The sequence below is a fragment of the Priestia endophytica DSM 13796 genome, assembly GCF_900115845.1.
Taxonomy (GTDB): domain Bacteria; phylum Bacillota; class Bacilli; order Bacillales; family Bacillaceae_H; genus Bacillus_I; species Bacillus_I endophytica.
The window spans coordinates 196,350-211,744 of record NZ_FOXX01000003.1 but is presented as its reverse complement, the minus strand read 5'-3'; the positions used below and the strand labels follow the sequence as shown (position 1 = coordinate 211,744).

General features: G+C 36.6%; 14 protein-coding genes. All 14 read left to right on the top strand.

Annotated elements, in window-relative coordinates; all coding sequences use genetic code 11:
* Positions 1–24: 24 nt before the first annotated feature.
* The 14 genes from BM012_RS07895 to BM012_RS07830 all read left to right on the top strand — a co-directional run bounded on the left by BM012_RS07895 (position 25) and on the right by BM012_RS07830 (position 15,387).
* Positions 25–780, top strand: coding sequence for an ABC transporter ATP-binding protein (locus BM012_RS07895; RefSeq protein ID WP_061805153.1), 756 nt, complete (start codon positions 25–27; stop codon positions 778–780).
* Positions 781–2,715, top strand: coding sequence for an ABC transporter permease (locus BM012_RS07890; protein WP_061805154.1), 1,935 nt, complete (start codon positions 781–783; stop codon positions 2,713–2,715).
* Positions 2,716–2,730: 15 nt separating this feature from the next.
* Positions 2,731–3,090, top strand: a complete 360-nt coding sequence (locus tag BM012_RS07885) for a YxeA family protein (RefSeq protein ID WP_061805155.1) — start codon at positions 2,731–2,733, stop codon at positions 3,088–3,090.
* Positions 3,091–3,232: 142 nt separating this feature from the next.
* Positions 3,233–3,940 carry a response regulator transcription factor gene (locus tag BM012_RS07880; protein ID WP_061805156.1) on the top strand — a complete coding sequence of 236 codons (708 nt, stop codon included), beginning with the start codon at positions 3,233–3,235 and terminating at the stop codon, positions 3,938–3,940.
* 3 nt (positions 3,941–3,943) lie between these two features.
* Positions 3,944–5,353: a sensor histidine kinase gene (locus tag BM012_RS07875; protein WP_061805157.1), complete on the top strand. Its 1,410-nt coding sequence runs from the start codon at positions 3,944–3,946 to the stop codon at positions 5,351–5,353.
* A 100-nt stretch (positions 5,354–5,453) separates the two neighbouring features.
* Positions 5,454–6,476 (top strand): DUF3231 family protein, encoded by a 1,023-nt coding sequence (locus BM012_RS07870; protein ID WP_061805158.1) that lies wholly within the window; start codon positions 5,454–5,456, stop codon positions 6,474–6,476.
* Between the two features lie 247 nt (positions 6,477–6,723).
* Entirely contained in the window at positions 6,724–7,212 is a 489-nt protein-coding gene (locus tag BM012_RS07865; RefSeq protein WP_061805159.1) for an S-Ena type endospore appendage, read from the top strand.
* Positions 7,213–7,637: 425 nt separating this feature from the next.
* Positions 7,638–7,988, top strand: a complete 351-nt coding sequence (locus tag BM012_RS07860; protein WP_061805160.1) for a DUF3992 domain-containing protein — start codon at positions 7,638–7,640, stop codon at positions 7,986–7,988.
* Between the two features lie 145 nt (positions 7,989–8,133).
* The gene (locus BM012_RS07855; protein WP_061805235.1) at positions 8,134–8,514 is read left to right on the top strand and encodes a hotdog fold thioesterase; all 381 of its coding nucleotides are present in this window, start codon (positions 8,134–8,136) and stop codon (positions 8,512–8,514) included.
* Positions 8,515–8,707: 193 nt separating this feature from the next.
* Positions 8,708–9,700 (top strand): thiamine pyrophosphate-dependent dehydrogenase E1 component subunit alpha, encoded by a 993-nt coding sequence (locus BM012_RS07850; protein WP_061805161.1) that lies wholly within the window; start codon positions 8,708–8,710, stop codon positions 9,698–9,700.
* Positions 9,701–9,715: 15 nt separating this feature from the next.
* Complete coding sequence (locus tag BM012_RS07845; RefSeq protein WP_061805162.1) at positions 9,716–10,750, top strand: alpha-ketoacid dehydrogenase subunit beta; 1,035 nt, start codon at positions 9,716–9,718, stop codon at positions 10,748–10,750.
* 20 nt (positions 10,751–10,770) lie between these two features.
* Complete coding sequence (locus BM012_RS07840; RefSeq protein ID WP_061805163.1) at positions 10,771–11,979, top strand: dihydrolipoamide acetyltransferase family protein; 1,209 nt, start codon at positions 10,771–10,773, stop codon at positions 11,977–11,979.
* Positions 11,980–11,990: 11 nt separating this feature from the next.
* Positions 11,991–13,370 carry a dihydrolipoyl dehydrogenase gene (gene lpdA, locus BM012_RS07835; RefSeq protein ID WP_061805164.1) on the top strand — a complete coding sequence of 460 codons (1,380 nt, stop codon included), beginning with the start codon at positions 11,991–11,993 and terminating at the stop codon, positions 13,368–13,370.
* Between the two features lie 169 nt (positions 13,371–13,539).
* Positions 13,540–15,387: a sigma-54-dependent Fis family transcriptional regulator gene (locus BM012_RS07830; protein ID WP_064505018.1), complete on the top strand. Its 1,848-nt coding sequence runs from the start codon at positions 13,540–13,542 to the stop codon at positions 15,385–15,387.
* The last annotated feature ends 8 nt before the right edge of the window (positions 15,388–15,395 follow it).

Below are 15,395 nucleotides of genomic sequence, written 5' to 3'. Positions count from 1 at the left end.
TAGATTAGTCAGGGAGGATAACAAATGAAAACCATTTTAAAAGCAAGAAACATCCAAAAGGTATTTGGAACTAAAGGGAATGTATATAGAGCATTAGAAGACATCAATTTAGAGATTCAAGAAGGAGAATTTATCGGCATTATGGGACCCTCTGGTGCTGGTAAGTCAACATTACTAAATATTTTTTCAACCATTGATACCCCAACAGCTGGAGAGATTATGATCTCAGAGCAAAACATCGTCAAAATGAAAGAAAAGGAGCTTTCGGACTTTAGAAGAGACAAACTTGGCTTTATTTTTCAAGACTATAACCTTCTTGACACATTAACAGTAAAAGAAAATATTCTTTTGCCTCTTGCCCTAGCAAAAGTCTCAGCAGCAGAAATTGAAAAACGGGTGAACGATATTGCTAAAACGTTCGGCATTAGTAATCTTCTCGATAAGTATCCTTATCATATATCAGGTGGTCAGAAACAGCGTACAGCAGCAGCGCGAGCGATTATTGCAAATCCTGCTTTAGTATTAGCAGATGAACCAACAGGAGCACTTGACTCTAAATCTGCGAAAAGTCTGTTAGAAAGCTTAACGAAATTAAATAGAGAAAGAGAAGCAACGATTATGATGGTTACACACGACGCTTTTGCAGCAAGTTTTTGCAAACGTGTGTTGTTTATTAAGGACGGCAGCATTGCTGCTGAAATTTATAAAGGTGAAAAAGATCGCCAAGGTTTCTTTGAACAAATTCTATATGTTCTCGCTTCCATTGGAGGTGGAGCATAGATGAGCCTTTTTAGTATTGCTAGAAAAAACATGAGGAAAAATTTCAAAAACTATTTTTTATATTTCACATCTCTTATTTTTAGCATTGTTATCTATTTTACGTTTATTTCGTTAAAATACGATAAAACCATTCAAGCAACTTCTGACTCTTCACCAAAAATTAGCTCTGCTTTTAATGGAGCATCTGTTATTTTAATCATTTTTGTAGCCATTTTTATTTGGTATTCCAATACTTTTTTTACGAGAAAGCGAAAAAAAGAAGTTGGATTATATGCTTTACTTGGTGTGCGTAAAAAACAGATTGGGCGCATGCTCTTTTATGAAAATTTCATTATGGGAATAGGTGCTCTATTTGTAGGGATTATACTTGGAGCAGTACTATCTAGATTTTTTGTGTCTCTTTTAATGAGTGTTATGGGATACGAAGTGCTTGGGAATTTTGAGATTTCTTTTAGCGCTGTGATAAACACCGTTACTGTATTTCTTATTATAACGCTTATTGCTTCTTTTCAAGGTTATCGTCTAGTTTATCGTTTTCAACTTATTGAACTTTTCCGCGCAGATCAAGAAGGAGAGAAAGAGCCAAAAGCATCTCTTTTCATCGCACTTTTATCGCTTATACTCATTGGTATTGGTTATTGGCTTGCGCTTCAAAACCTATTGCAATCGGAAGTTTGGAAAACGATAGGGTTTATGGTGACTCCTCTCGTTATCTTGATAACGGTTATACTAGGTTCGTATCTATTATTTAATACATTCTCTCTTTATGTACTAAAGCTTGTTAAGAAAAATAAAAGCTATGCTTGGCGGGGAAGTAATCTGATTGGTGTTTCTCAGCTTCTATATCGAATAAAAGGAAATGCTCGTATGCTGACGATTATTGCAATACTTAGTGCAACAACCTTAACAGCCGTTGGAACAGCATACAGTTTTTATTATAACAATAAAAGCAATGTAGAAATCAATGACCCGAACAGTATGATGTTTAGAGATGAAGATAAAAGTAAAGCAAAAATCGTGCAAGATTTAATCTATCAAAATAAAGATCATAAAGTAGTGTATCATAAACAAATTTCAACACTTGAGTTAAAAGGAGATATTACAAATCTAAAGGATAAACTGCCTTTTAATACAATGATCTACACTGTAATTTCATCTAAGGATTTCAATGAATTAGCAAAAGAGCAAAAAAGGAAAGATAGGCTCTCTTTAAAAGGGGATGAAGCAGCTGTATTAGAGCCGGCCTATTTTGAAGGGATATCACCTAAATATGTAGGCTCAACCGTTTCTTTCAAAGGAAATGAGCAGACAAGAGAAATTACGTTTACAAAGTTGAAAAAGTATAATGTTTTAAATACGTATACAGCGGGAGCAACCGTTGTTGTAAGTGATGATATGTTTGCACAGTTAGCAAAAAATGAGAAACAAGTGAACATGGAAGTTTATGAAATTACAGACGAGGAACACGCAAAACAACTTACGGAAAGTATTAATGCTGTTCTTGCTGATCGTGCACAATTCTCAAGCTTTTATGAAGATTATGCTTCAGGACTAGAGGCTGCGGGCTTGATGATTTTTATGGGAGGTTTTTTAGGACTAGTATTTCTGGCCGCAACAGGAAGTATTATTTATTTCAAACAATTAGCAGAAGCAAATGCAGATCAAAGTCGCTACGTCATTTTATATAAAATTGGTGTAGATAAAAGGCAAATTAAGAAAACAATAGCGAAACAGCAGGCATTTATATTTACGCTTCCTTTAATTGTAGGGATTGCTCATTGTAGTATAGCTTTAACAGCCTTATCAAAGTTATTACAAACAAATCTAGTTGTGCCTGTTCTTATATGCATAAGTGCATATGCTTTCATGTATGTGTTGTATTACATTTTAACTGTAAACTCGTATTACAAAATTGTGATGAAAACAAATGAATAGAAAAGGAGACAAATAATGAAAAAAACGGCAATCATTCTTATATCGTTCTTGGTTGTATTAGGTGGAGGATTTCTATTTCTCCAGAACGTAAATATTAATAGATTAGGTACTGACAAATATTATACACAAATTATAGGTGAGGGTAAAAAGTTAGAGGAAAGAGCCACTAGTGGAGAAGTATATGTGAGATATGAATATACACTTCAGGCAGTAAAGGAAGACGGTGAAGCCAAAACCGTAACATTTACGTCTCAAAACCAACTCCGCCAGCAAGCTTATTTAGAGCTATTTATAAAAAGTGATAAAGGTGTTACATCATATGAAGAAATAAAAGGAGATAAAGTTCCTCAAAAAGCAAAAGAAAATTTAATGTGAGTCACTTTACGCCCTTTGCAAAATACTTCTTTTGTAAAGGGATTTTTTTATAGAAAGAGAAGGAAATATGGCAATGTTTTATAAGGACAGAAATTTCTATATAATAGGGAACATGATACATTTTAAAGGTGGTTGTTAATATATGGTGAATAATGAAAAGATCCTTGTCATAGATGATGAGGAAGATATTTTGCGTCTTATAAAAACGGTGTTAAAAAAGGAAGGAATTGAGCACGTATTAACAGCTGCAACTGCAAAGGAAGGGATGGCTCAATTTCGCCAGCAGAAACCAGATCTTATTTTACTAGATATTATGTTACCTGATGGAGAAGGATATGACGTATGTAAAGAAATTCGAACAGTGTCAAGAGTACCGATTCTCTTTTTATCAGCCAAAACAGAAGAAATCGATAAGATTTTAGGTTTTGCAATTGGGGGAGACGATTATATTACAAAGCCGTTTAGTCCAAAAGAGGTTGCTTACAGAGTGAAAGCTCAATTAAGAAGAGCAAGTTATGGAAAGGAACAGGAAAAAAGCGATCCTATTATTGCAAAAGGTCCTTTTATACTCAATGAAGAAAAAGCAGAGCTAATCAAAAACGGAGAAACTGTAGAGCTTAAGCGAAAAGAGCTTGGACTAATGAAGCACTTTCTTGAAAATCCAAATAAAGTAATTAGTAAAGAAAGACTTTGTGATGTTGTATGGGGAGAAGACTTTATTGGATTTGATAATACAATTATGGTTCATATAAGAAGACTGCGCGAAAAAATAGAGGATCAGCCTTCAAAACCCATTTACTTAACGACTGTAAAAGGGTTAGGATACAAGCTTGTTATCGAGGATGAATAAGAGATGAAATGGAAGCTAACAGGCCGGTATTTATTATCCATTGTACTTGTCGTTATTTTAGTTGTGATTATTAATATTGTGACACTCATTGGATTGTTCCTCATTGAAATTAATACAGGAAAGCCGGTATTTCATGGTGGAGAAATATCAGCCGAGCGGTTTACAAGAAATTTTGATCGTTATATTACTGTAGCAAATGGAAATATTGATGTTACTGAAAAAGGGAAAGAAAAGCTTGACCAAAAAAACGCGTGGATTCAAGTTGTTGATGAAAACGGAAGAGAAGTTTACGGCTATAAGCTTCCAAAAGCAGTGAAGAAAAAATATACGCCGTTAGAAACGATCAATAGATATAAATATAAAGAAGAAGATATATTAGCGACCGTTTTTGCAGGCGGAAAATCGATGAATAATCGGGAATACAGCTATTTCGTTGGCTTTAGTGATCCAAACATTAATAAATATGTTTTTACATTTGATATAGAGAGCATTCTCCACAACTTTAAAGTAGGAATACTTATTTTTTTACTTATCGATAGCTTGATTGCTTTTTTCATTGGCTATTTATTTAGCAAAAGACTAACATCTCCATTAAATAGCTTAATTGATGGAATTAAAAGACTTGCAAACAAAGATTATAGCGTGAATTATAAACCAAAAGGCATTTATAAAGACGTTTTTTATAATGTGAACTACTTGTCAATTGAGCTAACCGCAAATGAGAAGGAGCGCAAGAAATTAGATCATATGAGAGAAGAATGGCTTGCGAACATTTCTCATGATATTAAAACGCCGCTTGCCTCCATTCAAGGATATGCCGAAATGATGAAGAACAAAGAATATCATTTTTCATTAGATGAGATGCGAGAATATGCCGACATTATTGAAAGAAAAGCGCTGTATATGAAAGAAGTAATGGAAGACTTGAATTTAACAACAAGACTAAAAAACAAAGAACTTATGTTGAATAAAAAGAAAGTCAATATTGTTGCAGTGCTTCGCAACATTGTCATCGATATTTTGAATGATGCAAGATATACTAACCGTCATATTGAATTTGAAGTAGAGCAAGAAAAAGTAGAAGTAGAGGTAGACGAGATTTTAATTCGTCGGGCGTTGCACAATTTAATATACAATGCGGTTGTACACAATGATGAGAACGTAAGAATAATGGTTCGGATTGAAAAGAAAGCACGACCATATATTGTCATAAAAGATAATGGAAAAGGGATTAAGAAAGAAGAGCTGGATAAAATTTTTGATCGTTATTATCGAGGGACAAATACAGGGGAGCTTCATAAAGGGTCTGGTCTTGGTATGGCTATTGCGAAAGACGTTATTAAAGCACATGATGGAGATATTGAAATGAAGAGTATGGTTGGAATGGGAACAACAATTAATATCTATCTCTAGTCTCTCAGATGATTTATAACTATTTATCCTTTTTATATGTATTTCCTCCACTGTTTGTAAACACTAACTACAATAAGCTTAATTTTAGGAGGTTACTACAATGGAGGGAAAGAAGGTTTATTTAACATCGGCTGAGATTGCTTCTCTTTGGACGGCTTATATGAATGATAGTATGTCAAAATGTATTTTAGGTCACATGCTGAAACATATTGAAGATGAGGACATAAAACCTGCTATTAGGTATGCTTACGATATTTCTTCACAGCATTTAAAACAGCTAGTTGAGATATTTAATGAAGAAAATTATGCTATTCCAAACGGTTTCACGTCTCAAGATGTTAATGAAGAAGCTCCATGGCTTTATACAGATATTTTTTGTTTAGATTATGTTAACTTTATGGCTAGAGTAGGGATGATAACATATAGTGGCGCTATTTCAATGAGTTCAAGAGGAGATATTCGTCACTATTTCACAACAGCCTTAACTGAAACGAGTGGACTTTATAATATGACAACAGATATTGCTCTTTCAAAAGGAGTATTTAACCGCCATCCATATATCCAAGTTCCTAAAGAAAGCAGCTATATAAATAGTAAAAAATATTTGAGCGGTTTAAATCCATTTAGCTCTAAACGGCCATTGAATGCAGTTGAAATTTCTCACTTGTTCATGAATATTGTCACAAATGTGATTGGTGTTCAGCTTTGCCTAAGCTTTGGACAAACTTCATCCTCAAAAGAAATCCAACAGTACATGCAGCGTGGAAAAGAAATCTCGAACAAGCATATTAAAGTATTTGCAGATACGCTGCTTGATGATGATATCCCAACCCCAAGGCTACCTGATATGGGGGTAAGCAACTCTACAACTCCAACATTTTCAGACAAATTGTTAATGTTTCAAATGTCTCTTTTAAGTGCGGCAGGGACGGGAAACTATGCGACTGGGGCAGCCGCTAGTCAGCGCAGTGATCTTGCTTTAAACTATGAACGGTTATCATTAGAAATTGGTCAATTCGCTAAAAAGGGAGCTGATATTATGATTAAACATAACTGGCTAGAACAGCCTCCTGGAATAGAAGATCGCGACATGTTAGTTAGTAATAAAGAACGCCAAGAATAAAGAAAAACCTCTTATTTAAATAAGAGGTTTTTCTTTTTAAATTCCTCACTTTTTCTAATCCAATGGGGATTAAACACTTCTTTACTTTAAATAAACGCTTTCTTTTAGAAAAATAACCTCAAAAAGGCTAACCAATATGGAAAAAAGTTCATAAATTAGTTGTATAGAACAGGGGGATTGCATGTCTTCTATTCAAGCTGAGCACCCTGAATCCCATTGTATAAGAGTTGCGAAGGTGTTTGACTAGATGACTCGATCCTCTACAATTCAATTCGAGCGGGCTGTTTTTAAGAAGAAAAAGCACAAAATACAGCATGAAAAAATATGCCGTCACTTCCGAATCGCAAATCCCGCTGAGTATCCAGCTATACTTTGGGAACATCATTCTTCTGTTCCTACGACGGGCACGATTTGGATATGCAATAATTCTCAACATGGAGAAGAGATGAGCGTTTTTGTTAATCATGAGTTTGTTTTCTCCGTTTCAAGGGGACAATCAAGAATCATAACAGTTGCAAAGCTTCATTCTCTAGCTGTTACAAACGAAGAGAAACACGAGGTAAAAGGGATGTTCCACATTGTTGTGCATAGGAAACTATCTTTCGTATCAGATGAAGAGTTTGATATTTCCGTTTTGGAAAATGCACTCTGCTTCTTTAGTGATGAAAAAGGGTATCCTCTGTCTTCAGAACAAGAAAAAATAACGTGTAGAGAAAAAAGGGATTCTTCAGAATGAAAAAGGAGAAGAGTTGTTTCGCCAAATGGGGAGACTATCCTTCTTCAAGAAATTCAGTTTGTACAAGAAGGATACGTATGCATCGAATTTGAGGATGGTATTATAGGTCCTTTTACTTTTTCACATGAAGAAATATATCTTCTATATGCTCCAACTCAAACTATTGTAATCGCTGCTATTCAAAATGCTCATTGTTATAGAGAGTTTCTAGAGAGTAATGAGAAAGAAGTTTGTTTTATTGTTAATTTGATGATTCATTTTGATATGACAATAGAAGTTCTAAAAGATGAAAATCGAAGTATAAATGGGACATTTGTGATGCCTAGAAGAAAGTTTCTAAAAATCGTTTTTTAACCATTCCGAAAAAACAAATTAACATATAATGGCACCAAAAAGAATTCATTTTACAATGAGGAGGAAATGAAATGGCTCAATTAGGAGGTTGTAGCAGTGATGAACTTGGCGTTGTAAATGATGCGGTCTGTGTAACTATTGATTTACCAGTGACAACAGTTGGAACGCCTATTCCAGTTTGGACTGATACAAGCACATTTGCGATTAATGAAACAATTGTAGTTGAAAACAATGGAACAGTAGGGATTTCACCAACAGCGAGTTTGGAAGTTAATGGAACAGATGTTACTGATTTTACAGTTGGACCAGGCGAAGCACAATCCATCACATTAAACAATATCGAGTCCATTGCAATTGCAGGTACAGGGGGAACAGGAACGGCAAGTGTAAAGGTTGCTTTTTCCTTAAACTATAAGTTTTAATCGTGAAGAAAGCTTGGATTATTCTCAATCCAAGCTTTTTTATATCCTTTTAGCTTATTCTTTGGAAGAAGAGATAAAAACTGTTATCCTAAAGTGTACACATTTTTATTTTTCGGAGGCAGTTGTAATGGAAGCGCATTTTAACATGAAAAATACTCTTATGGAAAGTCTAGGGATAGAAATTTTAGAAGTAAAAGAAAACGGGACATGTATAGCAAAGATGCCTGTTGATGAAAGAACACGTCAGCCATTCGGTTTTCTACATGGTGGAGCGTCTGTAGCCCTTGCTGAAACGGTTGCAAGTCTTGGAGCCGCAAGTTTAGTTGACCTTAAGGAAAAAGCAGTTTTTGGACAAGAAATTAATGCAAACCATATTCGCTCTAAACAAAGTGGTTTTGTAACAGGAATAGCAACTGTTATTCACCAAGGTCGGACAAGCATGGTATATGAGATTCGCATTGTTGATGAAGAAGAAAAGCTGATTTCAATCTCAAGATGTACGATTGCGGTTGTTGATAAACGCTAAAAAACATCCTTTAAGCCTTAGCGCTTAAAGGATGTTTTTTTTGAAACAAAATGAGACAAAGTGACGCAAATGTGCCATTTTGTCTCATTTTTTCAGAAGGAAAGTGAGACAGAAAGCTTATAAAACAACATTCTTTTTTTGGCATGCTTCTTGCATTTATGTATAGTGAGATATTAAAAAAGGAGGCTGTACAATGAAAATGACTGAGCAAAATCAAAAACACCTTTCTTGGGAGAAAGCAACGTGGATGTATCAGAAGATGGTTGAAATTCGCAAGTTTGAAGATAAAGTTCATGAAATCTTCGCACGAGGCGTTCTACCTGGATTTGTTCATTTGTATGCAGGGGAAGAAGCTATTGCAGTTGGAATGTGTGCTCATTTAACAGATAAGGACAGCATTACAAGCACACATAGAGGGCATGGACATTGCATTGCAAAAGGATGCGATCTTGACGGGATGATGGCGGAGCTTTTCGGAAAAATTACGGGTCTTTGTAAAGGAAAAGGAGGGTCAATGCATATTGCAGATTTAGATAAAGGAATGCTTGGAGCAAACGGAATTGTTGGCGGAGGATTCCCGCTTGCGTGTGGGTCTGCATTAACAGCAAAATATAGAAAGACAAAGGATGTAAGCGTTTGCTTTTTTGGTGATGGGGCTAATAATGAAGGAACATTTCACGAAGGAATCAATTTAGCAGCTGTTTGGAAATTACCTGTTATTTTCGTTGCTGAAAACAACGGATATGGAGAAGCAACACCTTTTGAATCTGCTTCAAGCTGCTCAACAATTGCAGAAAGAGCAACATCATACAACATTCCAGGAATACGCGTTGATGGAAAAGACATTTTAGCTGTTTATAAAGCAGCAGAAGAAGCGGTCCAAAGAGCCCGTAACGGAGAAGGCCCAACGCTCATTGAATGTGTAACATATAGAAATTATGGTCATTTTGAAGGTGACGCTCAAACCTATAAGAAAAAAGAAGATAGAGAAGAACATTTACAAGAACGTGATGCAATTGCTTTGTTTAAAAGCTATCTTATTTCAGAAGAAATTGTTAAAGAACAAGAGCTTAATAATATTGACAGAAGAGTAGAAGAAGCCGTTTCACGAGCAGTAGAACTTGCTGAAAACAGCGAATATCCAGATAAAAAAGAGCTGTTTACAGACGTATATGTTTCATATTAAAAGGAGGAGAGAAAAATGAGCAGACAACTAACAATGTCAAAAGCGATTAATGAAGCACTTCAGCTTGCAATGAGGAAAGATGAAGACGTTATCATGCTTGGAGAGGATATTGCAGGTGGTGGAGGAGTTGACCATCTTCAAGATGATGAGGCATGGGGAGGCGTTCTTGGGGTTACAAAAGGACTTGTTCAAGAGTTTGGGAGAGATCGAGTGTTAGACACCCCGATTTCAGAAGCAGGATATGTTGGGGCAGCAATGGGGGCAGCTGCAACTGGACTTAGACCTGTTGCAGAGCTTATGTTTAACGATTTCATCGGATGTTGTCTTGATCAAGTGTTAAATCAGGGAGCGAAGTTTCGCTACATGTTTGGTGGAAAAGCAAAAGTCCCTGTCACAATCCGCACAACACATGGAGCAGGATTTCGAGCAGCAGCACAGCATTCCCAAAGCTTATATGCTTTATTTACAAGCATTCCAGGAATTAAAGTTGTTGTTCCTTCTTCCCCCTATGATGCAAAAGGACTGTTGTTGTCAGCGATTGAAGATGATGATCCTGTTATTTTCTTTGAAGATAAAATTTTATATAATGCAAAAGGAGAAGTTCCTGAAGGATATTACACAATTCCACTTGGTAAAGCAGATATTAAGCGAGAAGGAAGCGATTTAACAATTGTTGCAATTGGAAAACAAGTTGGCACAGCGCTAACAGCGGCAGCACAGCTTTCAAAACGCGGTATTGAAGCAGAAGTTGTTGATCCACGTAGCCTCTCACCACTTGATTCTGCAACAATTCTTTCTTCTGTTGAAAAAACAAACCGCCTTATTGTTGTTGATGAAGCAAGCCCAAGATGCAGCGTTGCAACAGACATTGCGGCACTTGTAGCAGATGAAGCGTTCGATATGTTAGATGCACCAATTAAGCGGATTACAGGTCCACACACCCCTGTTCCATTTTCGCCACCTCTAGAAGATGAATACTTACCAACGCCAGAAAAAATTATTAAAGTTGTATCAGAACTGATCGGGGACAAATCTCTTCTAAATGTATAGGAAAAAAGGGGGAAAAGAAAATGGCAGTCGAAGTTGTCATGCCAAAGCTCGGAATGGCGATGAAAGAAGGAATAATATCGTCTTGGAATAAAAGAGTAGGAGATAAAGTGACAAAAGGAGAGCCTATTGCGAGCATTAACTCAGAGAAAATTGAGATGGCAGTGGAAGCGCCAAGTGACGGAGTCTTACTAGATATTAAAGTTGAAGAAGAGGAAGGGGTTCCTCCAGGTACTGTTATTTGCTACATTGGAGAACCGAATGAACAAATTGTCCAAAAGAAAGAGAAAGAAACAAAACGTCTTTCTTTATCTTCTTCAAAAGAGGAAGTGGCAGCAACAGTTGCTATAGAAGAACGACCTATAAAAAAGAATCGCCTTAAAATTTCACCCGTTGCTAAAAAGATAGCATTAGCTTCTGGACTTGACATTGACACTATACAAGGAAGCGCTCCAGGAGGTCGCATTACAAAAGCTGATGTTGAAAAAGAATTGAAAAAGCAAGGTGAAAAAGAGGATGAGAACAGAGAAGAAGCAAGAGGAGAACAAACGAAAATACCTTTAGCAGGAATGAGAAAAGTGATTGCAGAACGTATGCAAAGCAGTTTATTAAACAGTGCACAGCTTACAATTACAATGAAAGCAGATGTTACAAATCTTGTTAAACTAAGAGAGGAAGCGAAACAATCCTTTGAAAAAAGGGGGGAAGAAAAGCTTTCTCTGAACGACTTTATTGTGCGAGCTACTGTTTTAGCGCTAGGAAAACATAGAGAAATGAACAGTAGCTATGATGAGGACGGCATTATTTATCATGAAGGCGTACACGTTGGAATTGCTGTTGCTATTAAAGATGGCTTACTTGTTCCTGTTGTAAGAAATGCCGAAAAGCTTTCCCTAGTGGAAACAGCGACAACGATTAGAAAACTGTCCTCTTCAGTTCGGCGAGGAGAGATGGATGGAATTGAAATGACAGGTTCGACCTTTACAGTGACAAATCTTGGCACATACGGAGTAGAATTTTTCACTCCTATTTTAAACCCACCAGAAACAGGTATTCTTGGTGTTGGGGCAATTGAGCAAGTTCCAATGTATAAAGGAGCAGAACTTCAAAAATGCAGCATGCTACCACTTAGTTTAACATTTGATCATCGTGTTGTAGATGGGGCACCTGCTGCGGAATTTTTACAAACCATTAGAGGATACTTAGAAGACCCAATCGCAATCCTTTTGTAGGAGGAAAAAACATGTCAACATTAGTTGTAATTGGAGGAGGTCCTGCTGGTTATGTTGCCGCAATCAAAGCTTCCTCACTCGGAAAAAAGGTGATATTAATTGAAGAAAAGGACCTTGGAGGTACGTGCTTAAATGAAGGATGTATGCCAACGAAATCCTTACTTGAGAGTGCTTTAACATATGAAAAAGTAAAGAAAGCAGGACGCTTTGGTATAGAAGTTCCAAACGAAGCCGCCGTTAATTGGAGTGGTGTTCAGGCTTATAAGCATAGGGTTGTTCATCAGCTTGTGCAAGGAATTAAATACTTAATGAAGAAAAATAAAATTAACGTTATAAATGGAAGAGCTTCTTTCATCAATCATAATCGAGTAAGAGTGCAAAAAGAAGACAGTGTTGACGAAATAGAAGGAACAGAGTTTATTATTGCCACAGGATCTGTTCCTGTGCCTTTACCGTTCGCTCCATTTGATGGAGACTGGATAATCCATAGCGGGCAAGCAATGTCGCTTTCAACTCTTCCATCTTCCCTAATTATCGTTGGAGGAGGGGTTATTGGATGTGAGTTTGCTAGTATTTATAGCCGTCTTGGAACAAAAGTAACCATTATTGAAGGAAGTCCAAATCTTCTTCCACATGAAGATGAAGATATTTCAGCTCTTTTACATGAAAAGCTTGCAGAAGATGGAGTAGAAATTTATACAAATGCTCGATTAGAAAGTGTAGAGAAAAAATCTAAAAAAGTAAATTTTATAACAAGTGAGGGAAGATGCGAAGAAAGACAAGGTAATTATGTACTTGTTTCTGTTGGAAGAAAGCCAAAAACAAGCGATCTGGGTCTAGAGAGAGCTGGAGTGAAATTTACGGATGAAGGAGTTACCGTAAATGAACACATGCAAACAAGTGTCCCAAACATTTATGCATGTGGAGATATTATAGGAGGCATTCAGCTAGCACACGTTGCTTTCCATGAAGGAGCAGTTGCAGCACTCCATGCTTGTGAAGAGAAAGCCAAGGTGAATTATCGAGCAGTACCTCGGTGTGTCTATACTTTTCCAGAGGTAGCAAGTGTCGGTTTTACAGAAAGAGAAGCAAGAGAAGTATATGATAGAGTAAAAGTTGGAGAGTTTTCATTTGGGGGAAATGGAAAAGCCCTTATTACAGGTGAACCGTTTGGAAAAGTGAAAGTAATGATAGAAGAAGAGTTTAATGAAATTATTGGTCTTTCTATCGTTGGTCCAAAAGCAACAGAGCTCATTGGGCAAGGAACAGTAATGATTCACAGTGAACTAACAATAGATATAATGAAAGATTTTATTGCTGCTCATCCAACACTTTCAGAAGCTATTCATGAAGCGCTCTTGAATACGACAGGAAGTGCGGTACATGCATAAGAAAATGGACTGCTGTTAACAGCAGTCCATTTTCTTATGCTACAGATTTTGTTGAAAACGCTTTCTGAAACTTCTATAATAAAAGAAGAATACATGATTAAAGGATGAAATCAACTTTCTAGAGCAGGCACCTTTCTTATGTAAAACAACGATTATAGGAGAGGATTTGATGATAGAGGGAAGTTTTTCTTTAAATATGTGGGAGCGTTTTATAAAAGAAGGCACATTAGAAGAAAGTCGTCTAAATAAGAGAATTATAGAGTCTTGGTATCGCTGTAGAAGCGAAGAAGTGAATCCGAATTTAAAAGTTGGACAGCACGTCTTAAATCAAGAGCAGTTAGAAAAACAGCGAAGCAAAAATTCTTTTTTAATTCATGCAGCCCTACCATATATGAATGAAATAGAAAAGTTTATTCGGGAGACAAGTATGGTTTCGCTGTTGATCGATGCAGAAGGATATATTTTATCAATGAATGGAGCTCAGCACGTTTTAGAAAAAGCAAGGGAAATTAATTTTATCGAAGGATCATGCTGGACAGAGAAAGAAGTCGGGACAAATGCCATTGGCACAGCTCTCCAAAACAAGGAAGCAATGATAGTGACAGGAGCTGAACATTATGCAAAAGCTTCCCATGAATGGAGCTGCTCTTCAGCTGTTATAAGAGGAGTAGAGGGAGAAGTTCTTGGTGTTTTTAATATTTCGTGTCCTGCTGAGCATGCTCATCAGTCTATGATTGTGACTGCTACTTCAGCAGCCTATATGATTGAAAAAGCACAAGTACATCTAAAAAGGGAAGAAGAGGTTGCCCTTTTACACAATACAATGGAATGGATTGAAAGCGAGCGTCCGCTTATTGTATGTACAAATGAGGGGAACGTCGTAGGAGCAAGCAAAAGCGTAAGGGAGAAGAAGGGGAACTGGGCTGAGATATCGAAGGCGAGTTTATTAAATGAAGGGTATGATGTACAGTTTGAAGTCCCTGTATTCTCGAAAAATCGGTTGACGGCTATTGGATATATTGCCTATTTAACACCTAAAAGACATAAAAATAGAGATTCATTTTTTGTTTCCGCTCCTTTTATATTTAATGGGGCAAAAAGCGTCAGTAAAGCTTTTCAATATACCCTCACAGAGGCAAAGTGTGCTGCACCAACAGAGGCAAGTGTCTACCTTTCTGGTGAAACAGGGGCAGGAAAAGAAATGATTGCAAGAGCCATTCATGAAAACAGCGGACGAAAAAATGGTCCCTTTATTGCATTAAACTGTGGAGCGCTTCCAAAAAACTTGCTTGAAAGTGAGCTTTTTGGATATGAAGAAGGAGCATTTACAGGAGCAAAGCGCGGAGGATATAAGGGGAAATTTCTGCAAGCGAACGGCGGTACCCTATTTTTAGATGAAATTGGTGACTTACCTTTTGCGATGCAAACCGCTCTTTTACGTGTTTTGCAAGAACGTGTTGTTACTCCTCTTGGCAGTGAAGAGGAAAAATCCATTGATGTTCGAATTATTACAGCAACACATCAAGACTTAAAAGTTCTTGTTAAGCAAGGGAAGTTTCGGGAAGATTTATATTATAGACTTCATATTTATCCAGTCCATGTTCCATCATTAAGAAGTCGAAAAGAAGATATCCCCCATCTCGTTCAGTATTTTTGTGAAAGATATAATTGGGATGTAACTTTATCTCCTCTTTTTTTGAAGAAACTTGCTCACTATGATTGGCCAGGCAATATACGTGAACTGTTTAATATGCTTCATCGAATTAAAATTGTGGAAGAAGCAAAAGGAGAGGGAGTAGAAAACATTTTAGAAAATATTCTATTGAATTCGCTCTCTTCGTATTCTGAAAGAGAAGAAAAGAAACTTCCCTCTCTTTCATTTCGAGAAGAACTTCAAAAAGAGAAAATGAAGACGGCACTTCGTGAAACAAATGGAAACATTACGCTTGCTGCAAAATTAATTAATGTCCCGCGTAGCACGTTCTATAGACGTCTTCAAAAATATAATCTCCATTAAAAAAGTCA

Coding starts and splice junctions, on each gene's coding strand:
- BM012_RS07860 (WP_061805160.1), top strand. CDS start 7,638: ATGGCTCAATTAGGAGGTTGTAGCAGTGATGAACTTGGCGTTGTAAAT.
- BM012_RS07870 (WP_061805158.1), top strand. CDS start 5,454: ATGGAGGGAAAGAAGGTTTATTTAACATCGGCTGAGATTGCTTCTCTT.
- BM012_RS07845 (WP_061805162.1), top strand. CDS start 9,716: ATGAGCAGACAACTAACAATGTCAAAAGCGATTAATGAAGCACTTCAG.
- BM012_RS07875 (WP_061805157.1), top strand. CDS start 3,944: ATGAAATGGAAGCTAACAGGCCGGTATTTATTATCCATTGTACTTGTC.
- BM012_RS07885 (WP_061805155.1), top strand. CDS start 2,731: ATGAAAAAAACGGCAATCATTCTTATATCGTTCTTGGTTGTATTAGGT.
- BM012_RS07855 (WP_061805235.1), top strand. CDS start 8,134: ATGAAAAATACTCTTATGGAAAGTCTAGGGATAGAAATTTTAGAAGTA.
- BM012_RS07895 (WP_061805153.1), top strand. CDS start 25: ATGAAAACCATTTTAAAAGCAAGAAACATCCAAAAGGTATTTGGAACT.
- BM012_RS07880 (WP_061805156.1), top strand. CDS start 3,233: ATGGTGAATAATGAAAAGATCCTTGTCATAGATGATGAGGAAGATATT.
- BM012_RS07830 (WP_064505018.1), top strand. CDS start 13,540: ATGATAGAGGGAAGTTTTTCTTTAAATATGTGGGAGCGTTTTATAAAA.
- BM012_RS07850 (WP_061805161.1), top strand. CDS start 8,708: ATGAAAATGACTGAGCAAAATCAAAAACACCTTTCTTGGGAGAAAGCA.
- lpdA (WP_061805164.1), top strand. CDS start 11,991: ATGTCAACATTAGTTGTAATTGGAGGAGGTCCTGCTGGTTATGTTGCC.
- BM012_RS07865 (WP_061805159.1), top strand. CDS start 6,724: ATGACTCGATCCTCTACAATTCAATTCGAGCGGGCTGTTTTTAAGAAG.
- BM012_RS07840 (WP_061805163.1), top strand. CDS start 10,771: ATGGCAGTCGAAGTTGTCATGCCAAAGCTCGGAATGGCGATGAAAGAA.
- BM012_RS07890 (WP_061805154.1), top strand. CDS start 781: ATGAGCCTTTTTAGTATTGCTAGAAAAAACATGAGGAAAAATTTCAAA.